The following is a 25040-nucleotide window of genomic DNA, read 5'->3' on the forward strand; positions in this document are numbered from 1 at the left end:
TGATTTCCGTGGCACACACGGGTTTTCTCCACTTTTTCATTCATCAAGGGTTTGATGCGCCGACTGCTGCTCCTGCTGCTGACTCTGCTGATCCCGCTGCAATTGCTGGCAGCCACGGGAGAGGTACAGCTGCGTGAACAGTTGCGCGAGCAGTTGCAGGTCGCCGCGCCGATGCAGCTGCATGCGCATGCGCAGGACCCGGCGGCTGCGCATCATTGCGCGGCTTCTGCAGCTGTTTCTGCAGCCCTGCATCTGCCTGCCGACCTTCTCGCATCGGGCAGCCTGTCCGGCGATGACCAACCCGCTGGCATCGATGACGATGACCAGCCCAGCGCCCAGGGCGAGTTGGAAGATCCGGCCTTGCCGGCGGCCATCGCCACGCCCGGACTGCACTGGTTTCCGTTTCCCCACGCCTTTCCGGCAAGCCTGAGCTGGTCGTCCTACCTGCGCGACCAGCTGCGTCCTCCTCCGTTGGCATAAGCCCCGCCAAATGCGCACCTGCCGCGGGGCAGGGCGCAAGCGCGGTGGCCGCTTCGTGCGCCAGCGCGCTGCTCTGTACTGAACCCATCGTTTGACCCGCCGTGGCGCTGTGCGCACGGCACACTTTTGTCCATCAGGAAAAACCATGAAACGCATCGTTCTGTTCCTCGTCACCAACCTGGCCGTGATGCTGGTCTTGAGCTTCACCGCCAGCCTGCTCGGCGTGAACCGTTACCTCACTGCCAACGGCCTCAACTTCGGCATGCTGCTGGTGTTCTGCGGCCTGATGGGGTTTGGCGGCTCCTTCATTTCGCTGTTCATGTCCAAGGCCATCGCCAAGTGGTCCACGGGGGCGCGCGTGATCGAGCAGCCGCAGAATTCCACCGAACTGTGGCTGTTGCAAACCGTCCAGACCCTGGCCACCCGTGCCCAGCTGCCCATGCCGGAAGTGGCGGTCTATGACGGCCCGCCCAACGCCTTTGCCACCGGTGCCAGCAAGAGCAATTCGCTGGTGGCGGTCTCCACCGGCCTGCTGCAAGGCATGACCAAGGAAGAAGTGGAGGCCGTGCTGGCCCACGAAGTGGCCCACATCGCCAACGGCGACATGGTCACGCTGACCCTGATCCAGGGCGTGGTCAACACCTTCGTGATGTTCTTCGCGCGCATCGTCGGCTACTTCGTCGACTCTTTCCTGCGCAGGAACAACGAAGAAAACAGCGGTCCCGGCATCGGCTACATGGTGACCGTGTTCGTCTGTGAAATTGTCTTCGGCATCCTGGCCAGCATCATCGTCATGTACTTCTCGCGCCAGCGCGAATACCGCGCCGACGCCGGTGCCGCAGCCCTGATGGGTTCCAAGGTGCCGATGATGAATGCGCTGCGCCGCCTGGGCGGCTTGCAGTCCGACGGCCTGCCGCAGAATCTGCAGGCTTCCGGCATCTCCGGCCGTGAATCCTGGCTGGGCCTGTTCTCCAGCCACCCGCCGCTGGAGTCGCGCATCGCCGCCCTGCAGGCCGCACGCTGATGCCCGGGTGGCGGGCCGTACCGCGCCAAGTGCGGCCCGCCATCGACGGCGCCTGCGTGGCTGTCATGCCCGCGTATTCATGCGCGTGTTAGTCTTTGTGAAGGTTCGTGCCTGCGTTTGCGCGCAGGCATGCAGCCGGCCGACAGCCAGTGACACAGTCATCTCCAACAAATTCATCCACCTTAGAAAGGAACCCTGACTGATGCCCCATCACACTCCCCTGATCGCCACCATTGTCGGAGGCCTGGTCCTGGCCTTCATCTTCGGGACCCTGGCCCATCGCCTGAAAATGCCGCCGCTGATCGGCTACCTGGTGGCTGGTATCGCCATCGGCCCGTTCACGCCCGGCTTCGTCGGCGATGCCGACCTGGCCCAGGAACTGGCCGAGATCGGGGTGATCCTGCTGATGTTCGGTGTCGGTCTGCACTTCTCCCTGAAGGACCTGCTGTCGGTCAAGAACATCGCCATCCCCGGCGCCGTGGCCCAGATCGCCATTGCCACCTTGCTCGGCATGGGCCTGGGCTGGCTGCTGGGCTGGCCATTCGGCGAGGGCTTCCTGTTCGGCCTGGCGCTGTCGGTGGCCAGTACCGTGGTGCTGTTGAAGGCGCTGCAGGAACGCCGTCTGGTGGAAACCCAGCGCGGGCGCATCGCCGTGGGCTGGCTCATCGTCGAGGATATCGCCATGGTGCTGGCGCTGGTGCTCATTCCGGCGCTCTCCGGCATCCTGGGTGGCAAGGGCGAGGCGCTCTCCGGCAATGCCGTGCTGCTGACCCTGGGGCTGACGCTGGGCAAGGTGGTGGCCTTCGTGGCCGTGATGCTCATCGTCGGGCGCCGCGTCATTCCGTGGATCCTGGAGCGCATCGCCGATACCGGCTCGCGTGAACTGTTCCGCCTGGCCGTGCTGGCCATCGCGCTGGGCTTTGCGCTGGGGTCGGCTTATGTGTTCGGGGTGTCCTTCGCGCTGGGGGCCTTCTTCGCCGGCATGATCCTGTCCGAATCCGAACTGAGCCACCGTGCCGCCGAAGAATCGCTGCCGCTGCGCGATGCCTTCTCCGTGCTGTTCTTCGTCTCCGTGGGCATGCTGTTCGATCCGTCGATCCTGGTACGCGAACCGCTGCTGGTGGTGGCCACCGTGCTCATCATCGTGGTCGGCAAGTCGCTGGCCGCCTGGCTGATCGTGCGCGCATTCGGTCACCCGAATTCGACGGCGCTGACCATTTCCGCCAGCCTGGCGCAGATTGGTGAATTTTCTTTCATCCTCGCCACACTCGGCCTGTCGCTGGACCTGCTCTCGCCGATGGCGCGCGACCTGATCCTGGGCGGTGCCATCCTGTCGATCCTGATCAATCCCTTGCTGTTCTCGCTGCTCGATCGCTACGAAGCGCGTCACGCCGAACCTGCCGACGTGCAGGATGTACCGCCCACGGTCGACCTGCAGGATCACGTGGTGCTGGTCGGCTACGGCCGGGTCGGCCGGGGCATCGGCGAGCAGTTGCGTGCGCAGGGCAAGCCTTTCGTGGTGATCGAGGCGCAGCGCGAACATCTGGATGCATTGCGCCAGGATGGTGTGCCGGCGCTATACGGCAATGCCGCCCAGAGCGAGCTGCTCAAGGCCGCCGCTGTGGAGCGCGCACGTTGGCTGCTGGTGGCGATACCGGAAGTGTTCGAGGCCGGGCAGGTGATCGAAAATGCGCTGGAGCTCAATGCCGGCTTGAAGGTAGTGGCACGCGCCCATTCCGATGCCGAGATCGAGCACCTGGAAAAGCATGGTGCCCAGCGCGTCATCATGGGCGAGCGCGAGATTGCGCGCGGCATGCTGGAGTCGGTGGGGCAGGGTGCCTGACGCCGGCCGAGCGGATTTGCGCTGCGCGCCTGCAGCATTTTTGTTCACGTGCTAAAGTCGCGGCTGCTGTTGCGGCGGACTCTTTGTCCGCTGCGCGGCAACAAGTTCTCGGGGCGGGGTGAAACTCCCCACCGGCGGTAATCAGGCGGCACCTGGCGGTGTTGCGTGTAGCCCGCGAGCGCCCGGCCTGTCGCCACGACGAGCCGGGGTCAGCAGACCCGGTGTGATTCCGGGGCCGACGGTCATAGTCCGGATGAAAGAGAACGGGATGTCCGGTGTCGTGCCGCTTTTTTGCGGTGCGCGCGGCCGCGCATTCCCACGCCCTGTTTATTCATCGAACAGGAGTCCTGAACCATGTCGCAATCGCATCAATCGCATCTGTCTGCCGTCCCTTCCCACCACGGTCAACGTATCGCCTTCGTCCAGGCCAGCTGGCACAAGGACATCGTCGACCAGTGCCGCATCGCCTTCACCGAGGAAATGGCCAAGCTGGGCTGGCCCACCTCCAGCATCGATTTCTTCGAACTGCCCGGTGCCTTCGAAATCCCCCTGCACGCCAAGGTGCTGGCCAAGACCGGCAAGTATGCCGGCATCGTCGCCAGCGGCCTGGTGGTCGATGGCGGCATCTACCGTCATGACTTCGTGGCGCAATCGGTCATCTCGGCGCTGATGCAGGTGCAGCTGGAGACCGAAGTGCCGGTCTTCTCGGCCGTGCTGACCCCGCATCACTTCCACTCGCACAGCGAGCATCACGATTACTTCCACCAGCATTTCCTGGTCAAGGGACGTGAAGCCGCGCACGCTTGCGCCACCACGGTCGCCAAGCTGGCGGAAGTCCGCGCAGCCGATGCTGCGCAGCGCAGCCTGAACGCGGCCTGAGGCCCGGCCCCGGCCGTCTGCGCTTCTGATGCAGGCGGCTGAAGCAGCGATTTCGGGCGATCCGTCGGTAACGCCCGCCAGGCGCGGAAGTGGGCAAATTTTGCTTCACATTGTGATTAACATTTGTGAAGCATTTGCTTACAACCCTTACGGCTTTCGCCTAGAGTTGTCAGGATTCGGGGGATATAGTCACGCTACGTCATTCAGAACAACGAGGAGCTATCGTGAAAAAGTCGATTTCCCTGATTGCCGGCATGGCTGTCTTTGCCGCCGTCGCCGGTCTGTCCGCAGCACCGGCCATGGCCGGGCATGTCTCCATCGGCGTCAATATCGGCGTCCCGGCCTACGTGGCTCCGCAGCCTGTGTACGTGCAGCCGGCCCCGGTCTATGCCCCGCCGCCGCCGGTGTATGTGCGCCCGGCACCGGTCTATTACGCACCGGCCCCGGTGTATGTGGAGCGCGAGTATTACCATCGCGGCCATCATCGTCACTGGCACCGTCCGCCGCCGCCGCCTCCGGGCTACGGCTACTGGGGGCGTTGATCTCCAGGCAGCAGGCAAGAAAAATGGCGGCTTGAAGGCCGCCATTTTTTCGTTCCTACAACGCGTTCATTCAACGCTGTGCCATCGTGCATTGCTGAAATCAGGCATCCCTCATTTCTTCGCCGGTGCGGTGTCGTCATCGACATCCACCAGGAGATAGCGCTCGGCCGCGCCGAAAAAGCGATCGTAGAAGTCCGGCGAGCGGATGGTTTCGCTGGAGACGCGCACCATTGAATCATCGCTGGCGGCAAAGGGCATCGACACCGACCCCAACACGCTCACGCCCAGGCTGGCCGAGCTGTTGCTCTTCTTGATGCCGTAGCCATCCTGGGTGGCACTGGCGAACATGGTCGAGCTTTTGCCGTTGCCATTGGACGCGCAGACCACGTGGAAGGCGATTTCCATGTGTTTGTCGCTGGCGGGTTGGAAGCTCTTGTTGCCATCCAGGGTGTTGTCGGTGGACTTGCTGATGACGTAGCCCTGGCCCAGCAAGGCGCGGCGGGCGGCTTCGCAGACGGCTTTTTCACTGCCGGGGAAGCTGCGCGAGAAGGCGCTGGTATCGTTGAATTCCTCCTGATGATAGAAGGCGGTCTTGCCGGTGGTGCAGGCGGTCAGGCCCAGCGTGGCGGCAGTGATGACGAAAAACGGGACAGAAAAACGCGGGCGCGGCATGCAGCGGATCTCCAGCAACAGTGAGGGGTGGCGTGAATTGTAAAGGATTCAGCTGGTACAGAGTTTGGGCGGATGGTAAAGATCCGTAACAGATGAAGTATCACCTGATGAGAACAGTCCATGAAGACGCGCGCAGGGCGGCGCCATGAAGGTAAAATCACTTGTCGAATTGCCTGACTGAAAGTAATGTTAGGAAATTCTAGGGAGTGGTCTTCCATCGGGACGATCATGAATCTGCGCGGCAAGCCGTGCACATTCGCAAACGGCCTCGTCAAGGAACATGGATAAAAATCAAAAAGCGGAATTGGAGCGCATCCAGAAGGAGCTGGTGGACGCACACAATAAGGCTGCGTGGCAGATGGCCGCAACGATCATCAAGGCCTCACTGGTCAAGAACGGCATGGACCAGCCGCCCACCCCGGCCGAGCTGGCCGACCTCAATGCCACCATCACCAATCTGCGCAGCGTGGCGGAGGATGCGCTGGAGTTGCTCAAGCGTTGAGCGCCTTGCGCGCATGCGCCATGCCTGCGCCCTCAAAGGCAGGCCTCTCGCCTGCTTCATCGGGTCTGAACGCAGCGCTTCTGCTGCCGCGTTTCCTGTGTTTTCCTAACTTTTCTTGCCTTTTTCGGTGCGTCGCTTCAGGTAGAACAGGGCTGCTGTTGCGATGCTCAGTCCAAAGGCCCAATTGACCAATTGCGAGTGGGTCTGCGTCAGCCGGCCAGGGGAGCTCATGAAAACGGCAAACGCCGTGGGCACGAGCAGCCACGCGAAGCTGCTGCACAGGTTGAACAGCCGCTTGATGGCACCGCACGGTCCACCCAGTACCTCGGCCAGCAGCAGGATGGGCAGAGCGATGAACCCCAGCTTGTCACGCTGGTAGGTCGCCGGGTAGATGCGGGGCAGATCCAGTATCAGTGCGTTGAAGGTCCAGACCAGATAGATGGCAACCAGGACATAGAGGATGCTGCGACTCTTGCGTCGCAGACGCACGGTCCACGGTAGTGTCTCCGGTACCGGCAAGCCTTCGCGAAAATACTGATTGGATGGTGCGCGCGTCAACAGGTAGAGCCCGTAGACCCAGACGGCGATGTTCAGCAGATGTGCGCTACCCGCAATTCTCAAGGAAGGCGGGGTGGAAAACCAGATCGCCAGAGAGGGAATGACACGTAGGCAGAGCAAAGGGCGGGCCCATCGCTTCGCCTTGAGCAAGGCATACGCTTCCAAGGGAGAGATGAGCACGTAATACCAGCAACTCGCCCAAAACACCTTCAGATAAAAAAGGACCTCCGGCTGCGCCAAGGCGACCTGGTAACTTTTGCCGTAGACCACCAGCAAGCACGAGAGCGTGCCGGCACTTATCAGCATCGTGTAAGCGAAGATGGCGACCACGGCAGGGCGTTCCCTGATGGGCTGGTGCGCCGGAACCGGCGCTTGAGCACCATCGGGGTTCAGCAGGTTCTCATCGGGAACGGGCGTACTGACCGATCGGGTGGAATCTTGGGTGGTCATCATGGCTGGGCAGTCATATTGCGGAGAAACGTCATGCCATCGCGCGCATTTTCTTTTCGGCTGAGCGCGACAATGGAACATTACTGCCTATAGTACCGAAATTTCCGGAGGGAAACTGATTCATTTGTTAGCGCGTTGACGGAAAGGATTGCGCCGAATTCGATGGCGCCAATCGCCAGAGCTGGCTGTTTTGTGTTGCTGAGAACACTGGTGGTGGGGGTAGTCGGAATCGAACCGACACGGCCTTGCGGCCGAGGGATTTTAAGTCCCTTGTGTCTACCAATTTCACCATACCCCCGGTCTTGCAGTCGTCGCCATGCCGCACGCAGGTGGGCTGGCTGAACTGTCTTGGTCATCGCCTGTGCTGCCGCGATGCCGGCGAGGGCCGCCGGAAAAGGGACGCATTATAGCAGCGACTTGCGCCGCATCATTTGTTTTTTCCTGTGGAAATTTCTGAATTTTTCTTGCGACGGAGGCCGGCGCGTCCGTTGCCTCGTTTACCTTCGGCAGACAGCATTCCCTCCTGTTCCAGGGTGCCATTTCCGGCCGACAAGCTGTCTTGAAAGAGTAGAATGACGACTTCTTTCATCTGGAAGGCCCTCACCATGACTGAAGCGGTAGTCAAGACAGTGCAGTGCATTTCGCCCGCCGGCCTGCATACCATGGCCTACAAGGAGTGGGGCGATGCGCGCAATCCCAATGTGCTGGTGTGCGTGCACGGCGTCACCCGGGTCTCCGACGATTTCGACCGCATGGCCCGCGAGCTCTGCGATACCTATCGCGTGATCTGCCCGGATGTGGTCGGACGCGGCCGTTCCGGACGACTGGCCAATCCGCAGTTTTACACGGTCCCGCAATACGTGAGCGACATGGTGACCCTGCTGGCACGCGCCGATGCCGAGATCGTCGACTGGTTCGGTACCTCCATGGGTGGCCTGATCGGCATGGGGCTGGCCTCGCTGAAGGGCAATCCCATCCGCCGCCTGGTACTCAACGACATCGGCCCTTCGATCAACGGTGCCGCCCTGGCGCGCATCGGCGACTACATCGGCCAGGACGTGCGCTTCGATACCTTCGAGGAGGCCGCCCAGTTCATCCGTACCATTTCCGTCAGTTTCGGTCAGCACAGCGATGAAGAATGGCACAAGCTGGCCAAGGATGTGCTGCGCCAGAATGAAGAGGGCAAGTGGGTGCGCCATTACGACCTGGACCTGGCGGTCCCCTTCAAGCTGACCACGCCGGAAGCCGCCAGCGCGGCCGAACAGATGCTGTGGGCAGCTTATGACGCCATCCGCTGTCCGACCCTGGTGGTACGCGGCGCCCAGTCCGACCTGCTGCTGCCGGAAGTGGCACAGGAGATGACCCGTCGCGGCCCCAAGGCCAAACTGGTGGAACTGCCCGACGTGGGGCACGCTCCCACCTTCATGCATGCCCCGCAGATCGAGGTGGCGCGCCAGTTCCTGCTGGGCTGAGCGGCTCCCGATCCGATTACGTTTTTCATCACCGGCGCGCATTGCCGCCGGGTTTTACTAGGAAGGAAATTTCATGTCCGTACAACGTCTGCACGTCGGCAAGCGTCTCTCCGAAGTCGCCATTCACAACGGTACCGTCTACCTGGCCGGCCAGATCGCCGAAGACGCCACCCAGAACATCGAAGGCCAGACCCGCGAAGTGCTGGGTCACATCGACCGCCTGCTGGCTGAAGCCGGCAGCGACAAGACCAAGATCCTGTCGTGCCAGATTTTCCTCTCTGATGTGAAGGATTTTGCTGGCATGAACGCCGTCTGGGACGAGTGGGTCGCCCCCGGCAATGCGCCCCCGCGCGCCACCGTCGAAGCCAAGCTGGCCCGTCCCGAACTGCTGGTGGAAATCATCATCGTCGCTGCACAGAAGTAATTTATGGTTTCGGTTGCAAGTACCCAGGGCGAAGGCCTGGCGGCCATTACCGCCGGCCTCGGTCCTGACGATGTCGCACGGGTCGAGCAGGCGCTGGCCGAACTCGAGCCGCTGTATGCCGACAGGCAGATCCTGTCCGGGCAGAATGCACTGCAATTCGCGGTCTCGGTGGCCACCGTGCTGACGGCGCTCAATGTCGATGCCGCCACCCGCATCGCCGGGCTGGCCTTCGAGGCCCAGATGCTGCATCCCGAGCTGGAAGAAAAGCTGGAAGAACGCTTCGGCAAGGAAATCGCCGAGCTGGTGGGCAATGTGCGCCAGCTGATGCGCTTTCACAGCCTGAGCTTCCAGCCGCAGAACCAGGAAGTTTTGCGCGGCAAGAACGCTGCCCAGCAGGCCGCCGCCCAGGTGGAAACCCTGCGCAAGATGCTGCTGGCCATGGCCACCGACATGCGCGCGGTGCTGGTGCGCCTGGCCTCGCGCGTGGCCACGCTGCGCTACTTCGCCGAGACCAAGCAGGAGAACGAAGCCAGCGCCCAGTATGCGCGCCAGACCTTCGATCTCTACGCGCCGCTGGCCAACCGGCTGGGCATCTGGCAACTGAAGTGGGAACTGGAAGACCTGTCCTTCCGTTTCCTGGAGCCGGTGACCTACAAGCGCATCGCCAAGATGCTGGAAGAAAAGCGGCTGGAGCGCGAAGCCTTCGTGGCCAACGCGATCACGCGCCTGCGCACCGAGATGGCGGCGCAGGATATCCGCGCCGAGGTCAGCGGCCGGCCCAAGCACATCTACAGCATCTGGAACAAGATGCGTGGCAAGTCCATCGATTTCTCCGAGCTCTACGATGTGCGAGCCTTCCGCGTCATCGTTGATGATGTGAAGACTTGTTATTCAGTGCTGGGCATCGTGCACAACATCTGGACGCCGATTCCCGAAGAGTTCGACGACTACATCTCGCGTCCCAAACAGAACGGTTACCAGTCCCTGCACACGGTGGTCATGGCCGAAGATGGCCGGGCGCTGGAAGTGCAGATCCGTACGCACGAAATGCACCACTTCGCCGAATACGGCGTGGCGGCGCACTGGCGCTACAAGGAAAGCGGCGGCTCCAATTTCTCGGCGCAGAAATATGACGAGAAGATCGCCTGGCTGCGTCAGCTGCTGGCCTGGAAGAACGAAGTCACCGATGCCGTGGTGGACCAGGAAGAAGTACGCCGCGATTGGGTGCAGAAGCTCAAGTCGGCCACGCTGGACGAGCGCATTTATGTACTGACACCGCAGGCGCGCGTGATCGAATTGCCCAGCGGCGCCACGCCGATCGACTTTGCCTATCACCTGCACAGCGATGTCGGCCACCGCTGCCGCGGGGCGCGGGTGGATGGCGTGATGGTGCCGCTGAACACCACGCTCAAGAACGGCCAGACAGTCGAGATCATCACGGCCAAGAGCGGTCCCGGTGTGGGGCCGTCGCGCGACTGGCTCAGTGCCGATTACACCGCCAGTTCGCGTACGCGCTCCAAGATCCGCGCTTGGTTCAATGCCATTGAGCAGCAGGAGACGCTTTCCGTCGGGCGCGGCTTGCTGGAAAAGACCTTGCAGCGCGAAGGCAAGACCGCCGTCAACCTCGAAGAGCTGGCCCAGAAGCTGGGCTTCGCCAAGGTCGATGACCTGTGCCTGGCGCTGGCCAAGGAAGAATTCAGCCTGCGGCACGTGGAGCAGGCGCTGCATCAGGGCGAGGAAAAGAAGCCCGAGATCGATGACGAAGCCCTCATCACGCGCAAAAGCCGTGCATCGAGCATCGTGCAGGGAGCCAAGTCGGGCGTGCTGGTGGTCGGTACCGATGGCCTGCTGACCCAGCTGGCGCGCTGCTGCAAGCCGGCACCGCCGGATGTGATCGCCGGCTTTGTCACGCGCGGCAAGGGGGTGTCCATCCATCGGGTCAACTGCAAGAACTTCGCCGAGATGAGCTTGCATGCGCCGGAACGGGTGATCCAGACCACTTGGGGCGCACCGGCCCGCGATACCGTGTATCCGGTCGACATCTTCGTGCTGGCCAGCGATCGCCAGGGTTTGCTGCGCGATATCTCCGATATCTTCCTGCGCGACAAGATCAACGTGATCGGGGTGAGCACGCAAAGCGTGAAGGGGCATGCGCGCATGGCCTTTACCGCCGAGATCGGCTCGACCGAGCAACTGCAGAAAGCGCTTACGGTAATTCGCGAGGTCAAGGGCGTGATCGAGGCCAAGCGACAGTAATGCCCAGTTGTTTGGTGGTACAGGCGGGAGAGGGCGGGGAGGCTGGAGACTTGGCGAAATACGCTAACTATTTTTAATTTTTCATCATTTACCCCTTGGCAAATTTTGAAAAGCCTCCTATACTCTCGCTTCTTCGTTAGGCGCGTAGCTCAGCTGGTTAGAGCACTACCTTGACATGGTAGGGGTCGTTGGTTCGAGTCCAATCGTGCCTACCAATTCTTCTGGTTCCATTCGGAGCGGGTGAGTTGGGGCGAAGCAAACAAAAGGAGGCGCGTTCTCGGCTTCCTTTTTTGTTTTATCAAGTTCTTGCAGTCTTCGATAGGCGCGTAGCTCAGCTGGTTAGAGCACTACCTTGACATGGTAGGGGTCGTTGGTTCGAGTCCAATCGTGCCTACCAATTCGTTTGCTTCCTGATGGGGTAAAGGGGTTGGTTGAAGAAAACTGCAGAAATCAACAAAAGGAAGCGCATTGGCGGCTTCCTTTTTGTTTTTCTGCCTCCCTTTTATTTCACTTCATTCCGCCTTTCCTGTGTTCTGACTGCAGCTGACGCTGATCTCGCTCCGGCTGCGCGCCTGGCTTTGCGAAGGGTCAATCGCAGGTGTAAAAAAGCCCATCGCATGAAGGAATGTGCCAGATGTTTCGCGGAAGCATCTAAAAATGCTTTACACTTGCGTCGAATTTTTTCGGCAACAACATCTCCAATCCTCATTTTCACGGTTCAGCGAATTTTCCTATGGCAGCAGATGATCAGTATTTCCTCGTGGTTGATGACTTTTCGACGATGCGTCGCATTGTCAGCGGCCTGCTGAAGGAGCTCGAATACACCAAGATGGTGGAGGCCGATGATGGCTCTTCCGCACTGAAGATCCTGGAGGCGGGTGCCTTGCCGGTGACCTTCGTGCTGACCGACTGGAACATGCCGGGCATGGATGGCCTGACGCTGCTCAAGAAGATCCGCGCAACGCCTTCTCTGGCGCACTTGCCGGTGCTCATGATCACGGCCGAAGCCAAGAAGGAAAACATCGTCATGGCGGCGCAGTCCGGCGCGGATGGCTATATCGTCAAGCCCTTTACGGCGGCAACCTTGAAGGAAAAGATCGAAAAGATCCTGGCGCGGCGCGCTACGATGGTCGGCGCGTAATCGGCGGCTGAATCCGGATTTGGGTGCAGCTGGTCCGGGACGTAACAACGGCATCCTCGGATGCCGTTTTGCGTTTTGGGGTCAAGCTTCAGTTTCCGGTTGTCGAAAATGACGGAGTTTGCTTGTCATCGCTGTTTCCGGGAGGTCGCGGCGACCTGCAGGGCCGTGGTGACGGCGGTCCCCGGCGGTGCCATGCGGGAGTGGTGACGATGCCCGTGCAAAGTTTGCTATAATGCGCGGCCACGGTCTGATCTGCCCTTTTCGGCAGCGGCCTCCAGAATTCATCCCCTCATCTGTAAGAGCGAGAAAGGCAAACCGGTTATGACACCGCGAACTACCACCGAGGTTTTCACGCGACGCTAGTCGGGTTCTTTTTCGTCTTTTGAAAAAGCGCGGCTGGTCCGCGTTTTTTTTCGTCCTTCTTTTCGACATTACCCTCAACAGGCAAGGCAGCAAGGCTGCCGACATGGAGTGCACAATGGTTTCAGTTCGTCTTCCCGATGGTTCGCAACGCCAGTTCGACAACCCGGTCACTGTGGCGCAGGTCGCCGCCAACATCGGCACTGGCCTGGCCAAGGCGGCCCTGGCTGGCCGCGTCGATGGCAAGCTGGTCGATACGTCTTATCTGATCGACAAGGATGCCGACCTGGCCATCATCACCGACAAGGATCCGGACGGTCTGGAGGTGATTCGCCATTCCACCGCTCACTTGCTGGCTTATGCGGTCAAGGAGCTGTTCCCTGAGGCGCAAGTGACCATTGGTCCGGTCATCGACAACGGTTTCTATTACGACTTCTCGTACAAGCGTCCCTTCACGCCGGAAGATCTGCAAGCCATCGAAAAGAAAATGGCCGAGCTGGCCAAGAAGGATGAGCCGGTCACCCGCAAGGTGCTGCCGCGTGATGAGGCCGTGGCTTACTTCAAGTCCATCGGCGAAGCTTACAAGGCCGAGATCATTGCTTCGATTCCGCAGAATGAAGACGTGTCGCTGTACACCGAAGGCAGCTTCACCGACCTGTGCCGCGGCCCGCACGTGCCCTCCACCGGCAAGCTGAAGGTGTTCAAGCTGATGAAGCTGGCTGGTGCTTACTGGCGTGGCGATTCCAACAACGAGATGCTGCAGCGTGTCTACGGCACCGCCTGGGCCAAGAAGGAAGACCAGGAAGCCTACCTGCACATGCTGGAAGAGGCGGAAAAGCGCGACCACCGCAAGCTGGGCCGCGCGCTGGACCTGTTCCACTTCCAGGATGAGGCTCCGGGCCTGATTTTCTGGCATCCCAAGGGCTGGACCATCTGGCAGCAAGTGGAGCAGTACATGCGCCGCGTCTACCAGGACAACGGCTATCAGGAAGTGAAGGCGCCGCAGATCCTGGACCGCTCGCTGTGGGAAAAGACCGGCCACTGGGAGAACTATCGTGAAAACATGTTCACGACCGAGTCGGAAAACCGCGCCTATGCCCTGAAGCCCATGAACTGCCCGGGCCACATCCAGATTTTCAATTCGGGTCTGCACAGCTACCGCGACCTGCCGCTGCGCTACGGCGAATTCGGCCAGTGCCACCGCAACGAGCCTTCCGGCGCGCTGCACGGCATGATGCGCGTGCGCGGCTTTACCCAGGATGACGGTCACATCTTCTGTACCGAAGACCAGATCCAGGAAGAAGTGGCTGCCTTCAACCGCGTGGTGCGTGAAGTTTACGACTGCTTCGGTTTCAAGGAAGTGGCCGTGAAGCTGGCCCTGCGTCCGGAAAAGCGCATCGGCGCGGAAGAAGTCTGGGACAAGGCCGAGAACGCCCTGCGTGAAGCCATCCGCGCCTCCGGTTCGGAGTGGGAAGAGCTGCCGGGCGAAGGGGCTTTCTATGGTCCCAAGATCGAGTACCACCTGAAGGATTCGATCGGCCGTTCCTGGCAGTGCGGCACCATGCAGGTGGACTTCTCCATGCCGGCGCGCCTGGGGGCGGAATATGTCACCGAAGACAACAACCGCAAGGTGCCCGTGATGTTGCACCGGGCCATCGTTGGCTCGCTGGAGCGCTTCATCGCCATCCTGATCGAAAACCACGCCGGTGCCTTGCCCTTGTGGCTGGCGCCAACGCAGGTTGTCATCCTGAATATTTCCGATGCGCAGGCGGATTATGTGCAGAACGTTGCACAAACGCTGAAAAAACAAGGGTTTAGGGTCGAGACCGATTTGCGCAACGAGAAGATTACCTATAAAATACGGCAGCATTCCATTCAGAAGCCGCCCTATATCCTGGTTGTCGGCGATAAAGAACGGGATGCAAACACTGTGGCCGTGCGAGCGCGGGGCAATGTCGATCTGGGCGTGATGTCCATCGACACCTTGGTGGAGCGCCTCAAGGATGAGGTGGCCGCCAAAGCCTGAGACGGGGAAGCCTAGGGCTTCCTCCCAGCGCAAGAGCACGGCTTAATTCATTGGATTTTAAAAGGAAACTGCAATAGCTACTGACAAGTCGCATCGCCTCAACCGCGAGATCACTGCACCGGAAGTGCGCCTTTCGGGTGTCGACAACGAGCCTCTGGGCATCGTCAGCCTGGCCGAAGCCTTACGGCTTTCCGAAGAGGCTGAAGTCGATCTGGTCGAGATTGCGCCCACTGCGCAACCTCCGGTCTGCCGTCTGATGGACTACGGCAAGTTCAAGTACCAGGAGCAGAAGAAGGCACACGAGGCCAAGCTCAAGCAGAAGGTCATCCAGGTCAAGGAAGTCAAGTTCCGCCCGGGTACCGATGATGGCGATTACAACATCAAGCTGCGCAACCTGACCAAGTTCCTGGAAGAGGGTGACAAGACCAAGATCACGCTGCGTTTCCGCGGCCGTGAAATGGCTCACCAGGAAATCGGCATGCGCGTGCTGGAGCGTCTGAAGGCTGATCTGGAGCCGTATGGCCAGGTCGAGCAGTTTCCCAAGATGGAAGGCCGCCAGATGATCATGGTGCTGGCGCCCAAGAAAAAGAAATAAATCGTTTATAACGTTTATATATTTTTCGTTTTTCCAGGTTGTACGTCGCAGTTTCAGTCTAGCCGTATCAGGACGACATCCCTCCGGTGTCGTCCATGCCGCAGCAGCCAGGGCAATCCAGGCGGTGGCGGCAGTGTAGGGCCGACAAAGGATTTGCTGGGCGCAGGCAACTGCGTCAGGCAAAAGCAGCGGGTTCACCCGCTGTCAAATAAGTGAGAGCAGGCATCCAAGAGCAGCGAGCGTGCTGCCACCTGCAATCATCAAAAAATGGAGCTGTCCGAAAGGACAGAGTTGCTATGCCTAAGATGAAATCGAAGAGCAGCGCGAAGAAGCGTTTTCGCGTCCGCCCGGGCGGTACCGTCAAGCGCGGTCAAGCCTTCAAGCGTCACATCCTGACCAAGAAGACCACCAAGAACAAGCGTCAACTGCGCGGTACCGAGGGCGTCCATGAGACGAACCTGAATTCCGTTCGCGCGATGCTGCCGTTCGCTTAACCTCACCATACACTAAGGAGCTACTATGCCTAGAGTCAAACGTGGGGTAACAGCACGTGCCCGCCACAAGAAAGTCCTCGCACTCGCCAAGGGTTACCGCGGCCGTCGCAAAAACGTCTACCGTATCGCCAAGCAAGCAGTCATGCGCGCTGGTCAGTACGCGTACCGTGACCGTCGTAACAAGAAGCGCGTGTTCCGCGCACTGTGGATCGCCCGTATCAACGCCGCTGCGCGTTCGCACGGCGTGACCTACAGCGTGTTCATGAACGGCCTGAAGAAGGCTGCGATCGAACTGGATCGTAAGGTCCTGGCCGATATGGCTGTCACCGACAAGGCTGCTTTCGCTGCCATCGTCAACCAGGTGAAGGCCAACATCGCTGCCGCCTAAATCGACAGCGTGTTTGCGGTAGCCGGCCGCAACATCGGACGCAAGTCAGACGAGCAGCCGGCGCTGCAAAATCCTGCGGGGCAGAGGTGATACACCGATGCCCCGTATGTTTTTGATCCACGGTTTCGTGGATTTTTTTGATTCACCTTCCGTGAATCCCTTCTTTTCGACTTCGTCGTCGGATTTTCGATTGGAGCGAGACTTACCGCATGAATCCCCTAGACCAACTCCTGGGCCAACTGGTCACGCAGGCGCAGGCTGATTTCGCCGCCGCGCCCGACGCCGCCGCACTGGAAAACGCCAAGGCCAAGTACCTCGGCAAGACCGGCCAGATCACCGAGCAGATGAAGGGACTGGGCAAGCTGGCGCCGGAAGAGCGCAAGGTACAAGGGGCGATCATCAACGTCGCCAAGGAACAGATCGAAACCGCGCTGACCGCACGCCGCGATGCACTGGCCAATGCCCAGATGCAGGCGCGCCTGAATGCGGAAGCCATCGATGTCACCTTGCCGGGCCGTGGCCGTGGCGTGGGCGGCATCCACCCCGTGATGCGCTCCTGGCAGCGCGTCGAGGAAATCTTCCGCTCCATCGGTTTTGATGTCGCCGACGGTCCCGAGATCGAGACCGACTGGACCAATTTCACCGCATTGAACAGCCCCGAGAACCACCCGGCGCGCTCGATGCAGGACACCTTCTACATCGAAGGCAACGACACCCAGGGCAAGCCGCTGCTGCTGCGTACCCATACCAGCCCGATGCAGGTGCGCTACGCCCGCATGAACAAGCCGCCCATCAAGGTCATCGCACCGGGCCGCACCTATCGCGTCGACAGCGATGCCACCCACTCGCCGATGTTCCATCAGGTCGAAGGCCTGTGGATCGCCGAGGACATCAGCTTCGCCGACCTGAAGGGCGTGTACCTCAACTTCGTCAAGGCCTTCTTCGAGACCGACGACCTGCAGGTGCGCTTCCGTCCCTCGTATTTCCCCTTCACCGAGCCTTCGGCCGAGATCGACATCGCCTTCGGCAGCGGTCCCCTGAAGGGCCGCTGGCTGGAAGTCTCCGGCGCTGGCCAGGTGCACCCGACGGTGGTGCGCAACATGGGTCTGGATCCTGAACAGTACATCGGTTTCGCGTTCGGCTCGGGCCTGGAGCGCCTGACCATGCTGCGTTACGGGATCAACGACCTGCGCCTGTTCTACGAAGGCGACCTGCGCTTCCTGAAGCAATTCAATTAATTCGATCACGCAGGACGCCGCGCTGTCGCGGCGTGCCTCCGGCTCATAGCCGATAGCTGAAAGTCTGAATCATGCAATTCTCTGAAAACTGGCTGCGTACCATGGTCAATCCGACCATGACCTCGGATGAACTGTCGCACCTGCTGACCATGTCCGGTCTGGAAGTTGAGGAAGTCGAACCGGTTGCGCCTCCCTTCACCAATGTGGTCGTGGGCGAAGTGCTGGAAGTCTCCAAGCACCCGGATGCGGATCGCCTGAACGTGTGCCGCGTGAATGTTCATACCGGCACCATCCTCAACATCGTCTGTGGCGCGCCCAACGTGCGCGCCGGTCTGAAGGTGCCTTGTGCCATGGTCGGTGCCGTGTTGCCGCCGGGTGCCGATGGCAAGCCCTTCGAGATCAAGGTCGGCAAGCTGCGCGGCGTGGAGTCGCAAGGCATGCTGTGCTCGGCCCGCGAATTGAAGCTGTCGGAAGATCACGGCGGCCTGCTGGAGCTGCCCGACGATGCACCGGTCGGCCAGAATTTCCGCGACTACCTGCAACTGAACGATCTGAAGTTCACCATCAAGCTGACCCCCAACAAGGCGGATTGCCTGTCGGTGCTGGGTGTGGCACGTGAAGTTTCGGCCCTGACCGGTACGCCCCTGAAGGCCCCGGCCTATCAGGCCGCCGCCGTCAACCTGGACGAGAAGCTGCCGGTGCGCATTTCCGCGCCCGACCTGTGCGGCCGTTTTGCCGGCCGCGTGATCCGTGGCCTCAATGCCAAGGCCGCCACCCCGCAGTGGATGAAGCAGCGCCTGGAGCGCAGCGGCCAGCGGCCGATCTCGGCGCTGGTGGACATCTCCAATTACGTGATGCTGGAGCTGGGCCGTCCCTCGCACGTGTTCGACCTCGACAAGATCCATGGCGGCCTGGACGTGCGCTGGGGCCGCAAGGGCGAATCCCTGAAGCTCCTCAACGGCAATACCGTGGAAGTCGATGAGTGGGTCGGCGTGATCTCCGACGACAAGGAAATCGAATCCCTGGCCGGCATCATGGGGGGCGATGCCACTGCGGTTTCGCTGGACACCACCAGCATCTACCTGGAAGCCGCATTCTGGTTCCCGCAGGCGATCCAGGGCCGTGCGCGCCGCTACAACTTCTCGACCGATGCCGCGCATCGCTTCGAGCGTGGCGTGGACTTCGCCACCGTGGTCGATCACATCGAGCGCATCACGGCGCTGCTGCTGGAAATCTGCGGTACGCCCGATACCCGCGTAGGCCCGGTCGACGACCAGATCGTCAATCTGCCCAAGCGTGAACCGGTCGCGCTGCGCACCGCGCGTGCGGCCAAGGTGATCGGCGTGGAGATCACTGACGAGATGGTGTCGGATATCTTCAAGCGTCTGGGCCTGTCCTTCGACTACCAGCCTGGCCTGTTCTCGGTGACACCGCCGTCCTATCGCTTCGACATCGAGATCGAGGAAGACCTGATCGAGGAAGTCGCCCGCGTCTACGGTTTCGAGAACATCCCGGCGCTGCCGCCGGTGGCCGCCAATGCCATGCGCATCGCGCCCGAGAACACCCGTTCGCTGTTTGCCATCCGTCGCCTGCTGGCCGATCAGGACTATCAGGAAGTGGTCAACTTCAGCTTCGTGGAAAGCGCCTGGGAAGCCGACTTCGCCGGCAACACCGATCCCATCAAGCTGTTGAACCCGATCGCCAGCCAGATGAGCGTGATGCGTTCTTCGCTCATCGCCGGACTGGTGGCCAATGCACGCTACAACGTCAACCGCAAGGCAGCGCGTATCCGCGTCTTCGAAGCGGGTGCCGTGTTCCACAAGAACGCCGCCATCACCGATGGTCCGCTGGCTGTCGCCGGTTTCGAGCAACCCAAGCGCGTGGCCGCATTGGCCTATGGTCCGGTGGCCGAGGAGCAGTGGGGCCAGCCGACCCGCAACGTCGATTACTTCGACGTCAAGGCTGACCTGGAAGCGCTGTTCGCGCCGCGTGCACTGCGTTTCGTCAAGGCCGAACATCCGGCGCTGCATCCGGGGCGCACGGCGCATGTACTGCTGGGTGACAAGGTGGTCGGCGTGATCGGAGAATTGCATCCCAAGTGGCAGCAGAAGTACGACCTGCCGCTGGCCCCCGTGGTCTTCGAGGTGGATGCCGAGGCGCTGCAGGAGCGTGACCTGCCGTCCTACTCGGAAATTTCCAAGTTCCCGGCGGTCAGCCGCGACATCGCGCTGGTGGTCAAACACACGGTCGGCGCCCAGCAACTGCTGGACGTCTTTGCCGCTGAAAAGCAGGCCAATCCGGATTGCAGCATCTTGCAAGCCCTTGTTTTATTTGATGAATATCATGGCAAGGGTCTCGAAGCGGACGAAAAAAGCCTTGCGTTCCGCTGCACCTTGCAAGATACTCAAAACACCCTTCAGGATGACAAGGTTGACCTTGCGGTGAATGCACTGGTGGCCGCGGCGAGCGCCAAGCTCGGTGCCAGGTTGCGTGCCTGATGTGATGTCCGAGAGCGAAAATAATTACAGACCGGAATCGGTTGAGGCCCAGTCATTCATCGCCATGAACAACGTGAATTCGAACGAATTTCAATCCGTGCTGGACGCCGACCTGCATCGTGCCGTACTGGAATCCCAGGCACGTTCGCAGGCCGACAAGAACTTGCCGACGCTGACCAAGGCCGAGCTGGCCGAACTTTTGTTCGAGCAGGTCGGTCTGAACAAGCGCGAAGCCAAGGACATGGTGGAAACCTTCTTCGACGAGATCCGCAACGCTCTCGAACGTGGCGAGGCCGTCAAGCTGTCCGGCTTCGGTAATTTCCAGCTGCGCGACAAGCCGCAACGGCCTGGCCGCAATCCCAAGACTGGCGAGGAAATCCCCATCACTGCGCGCCGCGTCGTGACCTTCCACGCCAGCCAGAAATTGAAGGAAATGGTGGAACTCTCCAGCGGCGATGCCGTTGAAATGTCCGTCTAATCTATGAACGATCGTGTCAACAAACCGGCGGCCATCGTCTTGCCGCCCATCCCGGCCAAGCGTTATTTCACGATAGGCGAGGTCAGCGAACTGTGCGGTGTGAAGCCGCACGTGTTGCGCTACTGGGAACAGGAATTCACCCAGCTGAAACCGGTGAAGCGCCGCGGCAACCGGCGTTATTACCAGCACCACGAAGTGCTGTTGATCCGCCGCATCCGTGAACTGCTGTATGAACAAGGCTTCACCATCAGCGGTGCCCGCAACAAGCTCGATGGCACGCACGAGGCCGAGCAGCCGCAACAGCCGCAGCGTCCCGTCATCAGCCTGGACGAGGCGGCCATCGATGCCTTGCGGACGGAGTTGCAAGCCGTGCTGGAAACCCTGAAGCCCGGGGCTGCAGCCTGATTTACGTGCCAGGGTTGTTGCGCCGGAGATCTTGCCGACCAACATAAGCTTTGTCGCTTCCCGGTTTTTATTTTTACGCGCCACACGCTGGTCCTCATCGGCCACCGTGTGGCGTGTTCATTTCCGGGGTGCTCCCGGCCAACAGACGGAGATCTCACCATGAGTCCTTATCAATGGCGTCCGATGCGGGCGGCTGACTTGCCGCACGTGATGGCGATCGCTGACTTGGTTCACGCTGGCTATTTCGAAGCAGAAGAAGTCTTCGCAGAACGTCTGGCCTTGTTTGCGCCTGGCTGCCGGATCGCCGTGCGCAGCGGGCAAGCGGACGGCACCGAGGAGGTCATCGGTTACGCCTTCATGCATCCCGCTCGTCTCGGCGTGCCGCCATCCCTCAACAGCTTGCTGAACGGACTGGATACTGCGGCCGATTGCCTGCATCTGCATGATGTCGCGCTGCTGCCGGCGGCACGCGGCTCCGGGCTCGGGCGGGAGTTGGTGGACGATCTGTGCCGGGTGGCTGAGCAGGCGGGGCTGCCGATGGCGACCTTGGTGGCGGTGCATGCATCAAGTGCCTACTGGCGGGCCGCGGGATTTGCCGAGGATGGGCAGGCGCTGGCAGGGAAGGGCGGGAGTCTGGCCAGCTATGGCGAGGGCGCGCTCTACATGTCCAGGCGGTTACGCTAGTGCCGGTGCTTGCTTTGGCGGAAGATTGATTGTTGTCAATGTGGCAAAAAGTTAACACTCACGCGTTAACGAGTTTTTCACTTGATTGATCGACAACTGTTGTCTTAAAATTAATGAAAAATTTACAACAGTTTGCTTGGATTTGCGTCTTCCAAGCGCGATCAATTCACTTCCGCCACCTGGTCTGACAAGCGAAGGCGGCATCCGTTATAAGGGGTAACGTTCCATGTCGCGTCTTTCCAGGTCGGTGCTGGCCGGTGTTGCTGTCTTGCCTTTCCTTTCCCTCGGTGTGAGTGCCGCTGCGCAGGCCGCCGTAGTCCCGCTGACTGGCGCTGAAGCGCTGCAGCAGTTCAACCTGGTGGTGCTGGGTAATGCCACCTCCAATTCGCACGTCGATGGCCGGGCCTGGATTGGCGGTTCGGTGACGGGCGGTGACTACGTGCAGCACTCCGGCAGCACGCCCGCATCGAACTATGCCGGTCTGACCGTGATGGGGACGGCGAGCGGTCTGCATGTCAACGGACTGGGCTCCTATATTGGAGGCTCCTTCGTCGGCTCCACCGTCAACAGCGGTTCCAGCTATATCGCCGGTTCGGCGAGCGGCAGCAATCTGAATGGCCCTGCCTATGTGGCGGGCAGCACCAGCGGGGTCAACTTCAATGGCGGCCGCTCGTCGTCGCCGAGCACGCTGATGCAGACCAATGCCGATGCTGCCGGCTCGACCAATTTCAGCAACACGCTGACCAGCCTGTCCAATAGCCTCAAGACGGCCACTGCCAACAGCACGGTCTCCGTCGCGAACAACAAGGCCACCTTCAATGCCGTGGCCAACAACCAGGGTGTCGCGGTCTTCAATCTGGATAACACCACCAGCGCGTCGGTGTTCTCGGTAGGTGAATTTTCCTTCGCCGCCAATGGTGCCAGCACCATCATCATCAATTCCAGCGTGAGCTCGGCGGTCATCGGTGCCAACTTCCTGGGTGGACAAGCGCAGTCGTTGGGCAAGTCCATCGTCTGGAACTTCTACAATGCGACCAGCCTGATCATCAACAATCAGTTCGGCGGATCGATCCTGGCTACTCACGCCAGCCTGACCAACAACCAGAACATCGAAGGCGGGGTGTTCGTCAACAGCTTGACGCAGAATGCCGAGCTGCACCTGCAATCCTTCACCGGCAACCTGGCGGCAGTGGCCCCGGTCCCCGAGCCTGAGCAATATGTGATGATGCTGGGCGGCCTGGCCATCGTGATCGGTGTGGCGGCGCTGCGGCGTCGGCGCGTGGCGCTGCCCGGCCTGCGGCTCGCCTGATCGCGGCCCGGGGGGCGTATCAGCGGAAAGGCCGTTCAGTATGGACTGAGCGGCCTTTTTCTCGTAGAGCCGTTCAAAATGTCAGAGGGGGTCGTGGCGAACATAGACCTCGGTGCGGCCAGAGAGATTCTTGGCCAGTTCCTGCAGGAAACTTTGTGTCGGTGCCGGCTTGTCGAAGCCGGTCATCAGGAGGCCTGCAGCGAGGGCGAATGGAAGCAGAAAATGGCGCAAAGCCGGTGCCGGCTCGCGCAGCGACAGGCCAAAGGTCCAGGCCGCGCTGGCGCCGACCAGTAGTCCCAGCAGCACTTCCGATTCCGAATGCACCTTGATCATCAGCCGGGACAGCCCGACTGCCGTCACGAGGAGCGCGGTGATGGCCAGGATGGTGGTACGCCAAGCCGGCGTGCTGCGTCGGGTCAGCAACAGAGCGACGGACAGATAGAGTGCGCAGGAGGAAGCAGTATGACCGCTGAAACCGGTGAAATTGAGCAAAGGTGGCCGGATATCCCAGCCCATGAAGAGCAGCTTGCTGATCACCACGATCAACATCGCGCCACCAAATGCAATGAGCCAGGCCAGCATCGGCCGCCACAGTCGGTTGACGGCCAGCCAGAGTGCCAGGATGCATGCACCGGGAACGGTGATGGCGCTGTCGCCAAGAAAAGTGATGGTGTGCCAGTTCATGAAAAGGGGGATCAGCGGAGCGATTGCGTCAGCGATCTTACTCGCTTGCGCGGTGCGGAGAAAGCGCTAGGACTATTGTTCTCCTATAAACGTTCAGTTTTTGTTGCGGTGCGATATATATCGTTTACGAATTTTCATGAGTTTGTTGCCAATCTTTACATTTACCGTTTCTCCTACAAAGTCACGCTACCTTGTCTGATTGCCGCTTTTGGACGGGCGCGTATCCTTGTTGGTCTGCTTTCTGACCGGCAATGTTTTGCATAAATTTTTGCCTAAATTTCGAAAATGATGCATGATTACTTCTAATTTTTTTCGTGTTGCACTGCAGCAATACGGACTCCAAATATTGCCATTGTTTTAAAAGTAAAACTAGAAAAAGAAAGGGCTCTGATTCGTGAAGCCATGGCAGTTTCGCATTAGCAGCGGGCGCAGGACTCAAGTGCAGATGTGCGCTCTGCTGGTGTCCGTGACATGCCCGCTGGCGTACGCAGCCGACCCGGGCCAAGTGGTCGTGCCGTATGTGCAGTACAGCTACTTGCATGATGACAACGTGCTGCGCCTGAGCGGACCCGACGCCGCCGTGTCGGCGCTCGGTGCGCCAAAGTTGTCCGATTCGGTGCAGAGCCGGACTGCCGGCCTGAAGCTGGACCGTGAGCTGAGTCGCCAGCACGTGACGCTGGACGCCAGCGCGACAAAGAATACGTACGATTATTTCTCGCAGTTTGACAATGATGCGCGCGATCTGAAAACCAACTGGAGCTGGTTTTTGGGGGAACGCTTTTCGGGCGACATCGGCTATGTGTATTCCAAGTCGCTCACGCCCTTCCAGAACTTCCGGATATTGGGTCTGAACATTCGCACCATGCAGACCAAATATGCAACGCTGGCATGGCAATTGCACCCGGACTGGACAGTGCGCAGCCAGGTCTCGCATTTCGCGCTGGGCTACGACCTGAATACGCAGCAGGCCAACAACTTCAGTCAGAACCTGGCTGAACTGGGTCTGGATTACAACCCGCGCAGCGGCAGCGTGGTCGGCGTGCAGGTGCGCAAGACCGACGGGCGGTATCCGAATGACGTGCTGGTGGGTACCGAGTCCATCAACAACTCATTTACTCAGGAAGACTACAAGCTCAAGGTGATCTGGCTGTATAGCGCCAAGACCAAGCTGCAGTTCCTGGGCGGCCTGACCCAGCGGGATCGCAAGTCGCCCACGGGTGGCGGCGGTTACCGCGGTTTCAATGCGCGTCTGGTCGGCGACTGGGCCGTCACCGGCAAGACCGGTTTCGTGGCCAACCTGTGGCGTGAAATTGGCGGCGTCAACGACGTCGATGCGAATTTCGCACTGACCACCGGTGCCAGCCTCGGTGCGACCTATCTGCCGACGGCCAAACTGCGGGTGGAAGGTCTGGTGGATGTCGAACGGCGCAACTACAACGGTGCCTCCATCGTCACCGGCGTGACGCCATCGAGCCGCCGGGACAGCTACGAGAAGGCCAGTTTGAGCTTGACGTATGCGCCGACGACCTCCTTGTCGATCTTGTTGGCGGTCTATCGTGAGAACTTGCAATCGAACATCAGCAACTTTGGCTATGTGTCCAACGGCGTATCACTGACTTCGCGCTATGAATTCTGAGG

General features: G+C 60.4%; 25 protein-coding genes, 3 tRNA genes and 1 riboswitch. Of the genes, 23 read left to right on the plus strand and 5 right to left on the minus strand.

Translation table 11 applies throughout. The features are described 5' to 3' along the window. Positions 1-54: 54 nt before the first annotated feature. The 5 genes from JOD78_RS00430 to JOD78_RS00450 all read left to right on the plus strand — a co-directional run bounded on the left by JOD78_RS00430 (position 55) and on the right by JOD78_RS00450 (position 4768). Positions 55-480 (plus strand): hypothetical protein, encoded by a 426-nt coding sequence (locus tag JOD78_RS00430; protein WP_134135213.1) that lies wholly within the window; start codon positions 55-57, stop codon positions 478-480. A 145-nt stretch (positions 481-625) separates the two neighbouring features. Further along, positions 626-1504: a protease HtpX gene (htpX, locus tag JOD78_RS00435; RefSeq protein ID WP_204725375.1), complete on the plus strand. Its 879-nt coding sequence runs from the start codon at positions 626-628 to the stop codon at positions 1502-1504. A gap of 202 nt (positions 1505-1706) precedes the next feature. Beyond that, the gene (gene ybaL, locus JOD78_RS00440; RefSeq protein WP_134135214.1) at positions 1707-3347 is read left to right on the plus strand and encodes a YbaL family putative K(+) efflux transporter; all 1641 of its coding nucleotides are present in this window, start codon (positions 1707-1709) and stop codon (positions 3345-3347) included. 100 nt (positions 3348-3447) lie between these two features. Next, a riboswitch (FMN riboswitch) is annotated at positions 3448-3616 on the plus strand. 85 nt (positions 3617-3701) lie between these two features. Beyond that, entirely contained in the window at positions 3702-4226 is a 525-nt protein-coding gene (locus tag JOD78_RS00445; protein ID WP_121039592.1) for a 6,7-dimethyl-8-ribityllumazine synthase, read from the plus strand. Positions 4227-4450: 224 nt separating this feature from the next. Continuing rightward, the gene (locus JOD78_RS00450) at positions 4451-4768 is read left to right on the plus strand and encodes a hypothetical protein (protein ID WP_134222112.1); all 318 of its coding nucleotides are present in this window, start codon (positions 4451-4453) and stop codon (positions 4766-4768) included. Between the two features lie 111 nt (positions 4769-4879). Here JOD78_RS00450 and JOD78_RS00455 read toward each other — a convergent pair whose 3' ends face one another. Continuing rightward, the gene (locus tag JOD78_RS00455; RefSeq protein WP_121039598.1) at positions 4880-5440 is read right to left on the minus strand and encodes a DUF2242 domain-containing protein; all 561 of its coding nucleotides are present in this window, start codon (positions 5438-5440) and stop codon (positions 4880-4882) included. Between the two features lie 328 nt (positions 5441-5768). Between JOD78_RS00455 and JOD78_RS00460 the strand changes: the two genes are divergently transcribed. Beyond that, positions 5769-5942, plus strand: coding sequence for a hypothetical protein (locus tag JOD78_RS00460; RefSeq protein ID WP_227022621.1), 174 nt, complete (start codon positions 5769-5771; stop codon positions 5940-5942). Between the two features lie 105 nt (positions 5943-6047). Here the strand turns inward: JOD78_RS00460 and JOD78_RS00465 are convergent, their stop codons facing one another. From JOD78_RS00465 to JOD78_RS00475, 3 genes are all read right to left on the minus strand, one after another. Next, positions 6048-6953, minus strand: a complete 906-nt coding sequence (locus JOD78_RS00465) for a hypothetical protein (RefSeq protein ID WP_209569118.1) — start codon at positions 6951-6953, stop codon at positions 6048-6050. Positions 6954-7161: 208 nt separating this feature from the next. Continuing rightward, a tRNA-Leu gene (locus JOD78_RS00470) sits at positions 7162-7248 on the minus strand. A 129-nt stretch (positions 7249-7377) separates the two neighbouring features. Beyond that, positions 7378-7539, minus strand: a complete 162-nt coding sequence (locus JOD78_RS00475) for a hypothetical protein (protein WP_209569116.1) — start codon at positions 7537-7539, stop codon at positions 7378-7380. 16 nt (positions 7540-7555) lie between these two features. Between JOD78_RS00475 and JOD78_RS00480 the strand changes: the two genes are divergently transcribed. From JOD78_RS00480 to JOD78_RS00555, 16 genes are all read left to right on the plus strand, one after another. Further along, entirely contained in the window at positions 7556-8422 is an 867-nt protein-coding gene (locus JOD78_RS00480; protein WP_209569196.1) for an alpha/beta hydrolase, read from the plus strand. Positions 8423-8495: 73 nt separating this feature from the next. After that, entirely contained in the window at positions 8496-8846 is a 351-nt protein-coding gene (locus JOD78_RS00485; protein ID WP_008328017.1) for a RidA family protein, read from the plus strand. 3 nt (positions 8847-8849) lie between these two features. Continuing rightward, on the plus strand, positions 8850-11102 hold the full coding sequence (locus tag JOD78_RS00490; protein WP_209569113.1) for a bifunctional (p)ppGpp synthetase/guanosine-3',5'-bis(diphosphate) 3'-pyrophosphohydrolase: 2253 nt from the start codon (positions 8850-8852) through the stop codon (positions 11100-11102). Positions 11103-11240: 138 nt separating this feature from the next. Then, positions 11241-11317, plus strand: a tRNA-Val gene (locus tag JOD78_RS00495). 105 nt (positions 11318-11422) lie between these two features. Further along, positions 11423-11499: transfer RNA gene (locus JOD78_RS00500), tRNA-Val, on the plus strand. A 336-nt stretch (positions 11500-11835) separates the two neighbouring features. Further along, entirely contained in the window at positions 11836-12243 is a 408-nt protein-coding gene (locus tag JOD78_RS00505; RefSeq protein ID WP_204725377.1) for a response regulator, read from the plus strand. Positions 12244-12721: 478 nt separating this feature from the next. Next, positions 12722-14629, plus strand: a complete 1908-nt coding sequence (thrS, locus tag JOD78_RS00510; RefSeq protein WP_209569111.1) for a threonine--tRNA ligase — start codon at positions 12722-12724, stop codon at positions 14627-14629. 73 nt (positions 14630-14702) lie between these two features. Continuing rightward, positions 14703-15224 carry a translation initiation factor IF-3 gene (gene infC, locus JOD78_RS00515; protein ID WP_083859511.1) on the plus strand — a complete coding sequence of 174 codons (522 nt, stop codon included), beginning with the start codon at positions 14703-14705 and terminating at the stop codon, positions 15222-15224. Between the two features lie 296 nt (positions 15225-15520). Further along, positions 15521-15718 carry a 50S ribosomal protein L35 gene (rpmI, locus tag JOD78_RS00520; protein ID WP_006712688.1) on the plus strand — a complete coding sequence of 66 codons (198 nt, stop codon included), beginning with the start codon at positions 15521-15523 and terminating at the stop codon, positions 15716-15718. 25 nt (positions 15719-15743) lie between these two features. Next, a complete protein-coding gene (gene rplT, locus JOD78_RS00525) occupies positions 15744-16106 on the plus strand; it encodes a 50S ribosomal protein L20 (protein ID WP_006712690.1) in 363 nt (120 codons plus the stop codon). 209 nt (positions 16107-16315) lie between these two features. After that, on the plus strand, positions 16316-17344 hold the full coding sequence (gene pheS, locus JOD78_RS00530; protein ID WP_034331543.1) for a phenylalanine--tRNA ligase subunit alpha: 1029 nt from the start codon (positions 16316-16318) through the stop codon (positions 17342-17344). Positions 17345-17415: 71 nt separating this feature from the next. Next, positions 17416-19842 carry a phenylalanine--tRNA ligase subunit beta gene (gene pheT / locus JOD78_RS00535; RefSeq protein ID WP_134135219.1) on the plus strand — a complete coding sequence of 809 codons (2427 nt, stop codon included), beginning with the start codon at positions 17416-17418 and terminating at the stop codon, positions 19840-19842. A 64-nt stretch (positions 19843-19906) separates the two neighbouring features. Further along, positions 19907-20320, plus strand: a complete 414-nt coding sequence (locus tag JOD78_RS00540; RefSeq protein ID WP_051057415.1) for an integration host factor subunit alpha — start codon at positions 19907-19909, stop codon at positions 20318-20320. Between the two features lie 3 nt (positions 20321-20323). Next, complete coding sequence (locus JOD78_RS00545; RefSeq protein WP_121039612.1) at positions 20324-20725, plus strand: MerR family transcriptional regulator; 402 nt, start codon at positions 20324-20326, stop codon at positions 20723-20725. Positions 20726-20884: 159 nt separating this feature from the next. Further along, positions 20885-21409, plus strand: coding sequence for a GNAT family N-acetyltransferase (locus JOD78_RS00550; RefSeq protein WP_134135221.1), 525 nt, complete (start codon positions 20885-20887; stop codon positions 21407-21409). A 226-nt stretch (positions 21410-21635) separates the two neighbouring features. Continuing rightward, positions 21636-22718: a choice-of-anchor A family protein gene (locus JOD78_RS00555; protein WP_134135222.1), complete on the plus strand. Its 1083-nt coding sequence runs from the start codon at positions 21636-21638 to the stop codon at positions 22716-22718. An 81-nt stretch (positions 22719-22799) separates the two neighbouring features. On the opposite strand, the gene JOD78_RS00560 is transcribed toward JOD78_RS00555, so the two are convergent. Next, a complete protein-coding gene (locus tag JOD78_RS00560; RefSeq protein WP_134135223.1) occupies positions 22800-23402 on the minus strand; it encodes a phosphatase PAP2 family protein in 603 nt (200 codons plus the stop codon). Positions 23403-23847: 445 nt separating this feature from the next. Between JOD78_RS00560 and epsL the strand changes: the two genes are divergently transcribed. Continuing rightward, the gene (gene epsL, locus JOD78_RS00565) at positions 23848-25038 is read left to right on the plus strand and encodes an XrtB/PEP-CTERM-associated polysaccharide biosynthesis outer membrane protein EpsL (protein ID WP_134135224.1); all 1191 of its coding nucleotides are present in this window, start codon (positions 23848-23850) and stop codon (positions 25036-25038) included. The last annotated feature ends 2 nt before the right edge of the window (positions 25039-25040 follow it).

This window comes from Herbaspirillum sp. 1130, from assembly GCF_017833835.1.
Taxonomy (GTDB): Bacteria; Pseudomonadota; Gammaproteobacteria; order Burkholderiales; family Burkholderiaceae_D; genus Herbaspirillum; species Herbaspirillum huttiense.

What these genes read in the sequence shown, in the direction of transcription:
- JOD78_RS00430 (WP_134135213.1), top strand. Translation starts at nt 55, where the DNA reads ATGCGCCGACTGCTGCTCCTGCTGCTGACTCTGCTGATCCCGCTGCAA.
- htpX (WP_204725375.1), top strand. Translation starts at nt 626, where the DNA reads ATGAAACGCATCGTTCTGTTCCTCGTCACCAACCTGGCCGTGATGCTG.
- ybaL (WP_134135214.1), top strand. Translation starts at nt 1,707, where the DNA reads ATGCCCCATCACACTCCCCTGATCGCCACCATTGTCGGAGGCCTGGTC.
- JOD78_RS00445 (WP_121039592.1), top strand. Translation starts at nt 3,702, where the DNA reads ATGTCGCAATCGCATCAATCGCATCTGTCTGCCGTCCCTTCCCACCAC.
- JOD78_RS00455 (WP_121039598.1), bottom strand. Translation starts at nt 5,440, where the DNA reads ATGCCGCGCCCGCGTTTTTCTGTCCCGTTTTTCGTCATCACTGCCGCC.
- JOD78_RS00465 (WP_209569118.1), bottom strand. Translation starts at nt 6,953, where the DNA reads ATGATGACCACCCAAGATTCCACCCGATCGGTCAGTACGCCCGTTCCC.
- JOD78_RS00475 (WP_209569116.1), bottom strand. Translation starts at nt 7,539, where the DNA reads ATGAAAGAAGTCGTCATTCTACTCTTTCAAGACAGCTTGTCGGCCGGA.
- JOD78_RS00480 (WP_209569196.1), top strand. Translation starts at nt 7,556, where the DNA reads ATGACTGAAGCGGTAGTCAAGACAGTGCAGTGCATTTCGCCCGCCGGC.
- JOD78_RS00485 (WP_008328017.1), top strand. Translation starts at nt 8,496, where the DNA reads ATGTCCGTACAACGTCTGCACGTCGGCAAGCGTCTCTCCGAAGTCGCC.
- JOD78_RS00490 (WP_209569113.1), top strand. Translation starts at nt 8,850, where the DNA reads ATGGTTTCGGTTGCAAGTACCCAGGGCGAAGGCCTGGCGGCCATTACC.
- JOD78_RS00505 (WP_204725377.1), top strand. Translation starts at nt 11,836, where the DNA reads ATGGCAGCAGATGATCAGTATTTCCTCGTGGTTGATGACTTTTCGACG.
- thrS (WP_209569111.1), top strand. Translation starts at nt 12,722, where the DNA reads ATGGTTTCAGTTCGTCTTCCCGATGGTTCGCAACGCCAGTTCGACAAC.
- rpmI (WP_006712688.1), top strand. Translation starts at nt 15,521, where the DNA reads ATGCCTAAGATGAAATCGAAGAGCAGCGCGAAGAAGCGTTTTCGCGTC.
- rplT (WP_006712690.1), top strand. Translation starts at nt 15,744, where the DNA reads ATGCCTAGAGTCAAACGTGGGGTAACAGCACGTGCCCGCCACAAGAAA.
- pheS (WP_034331543.1), top strand. Translation starts at nt 16,316, where the DNA reads ATGAATCCCCTAGACCAACTCCTGGGCCAACTGGTCACGCAGGCGCAG.
- pheT (WP_134135219.1), top strand. Translation starts at nt 17,416, where the DNA reads ATGCAATTCTCTGAAAACTGGCTGCGTACCATGGTCAATCCGACCATG.
- JOD78_RS00540 (WP_051057415.1), top strand. Translation starts at nt 19,907, where the DNA reads ATGAACAACGTGAATTCGAACGAATTTCAATCCGTGCTGGACGCCGAC.
- JOD78_RS00545 (WP_121039612.1), top strand. Translation starts at nt 20,324, where the DNA reads ATGAACGATCGTGTCAACAAACCGGCGGCCATCGTCTTGCCGCCCATC.
- JOD78_RS00550 (WP_134135221.1), top strand. Translation starts at nt 20,885, where the DNA reads ATGAGTCCTTATCAATGGCGTCCGATGCGGGCGGCTGACTTGCCGCAC.
- JOD78_RS00555 (WP_134135222.1), top strand. Translation starts at nt 21,636, where the DNA reads ATGTCGCGTCTTTCCAGGTCGGTGCTGGCCGGTGTTGCTGTCTTGCCT.
- JOD78_RS00560 (WP_134135223.1), bottom strand. Translation starts at nt 23,402, where the DNA reads ATGAACTGGCACACCATCACTTTTCTTGGCGACAGCGCCATCACCGTT.
- epsL (WP_134135224.1), top strand. Translation starts at nt 23,848, where the DNA reads ATGTGCGCTCTGCTGGTGTCCGTGACATGCCCGCTGGCGTACGCAGCC.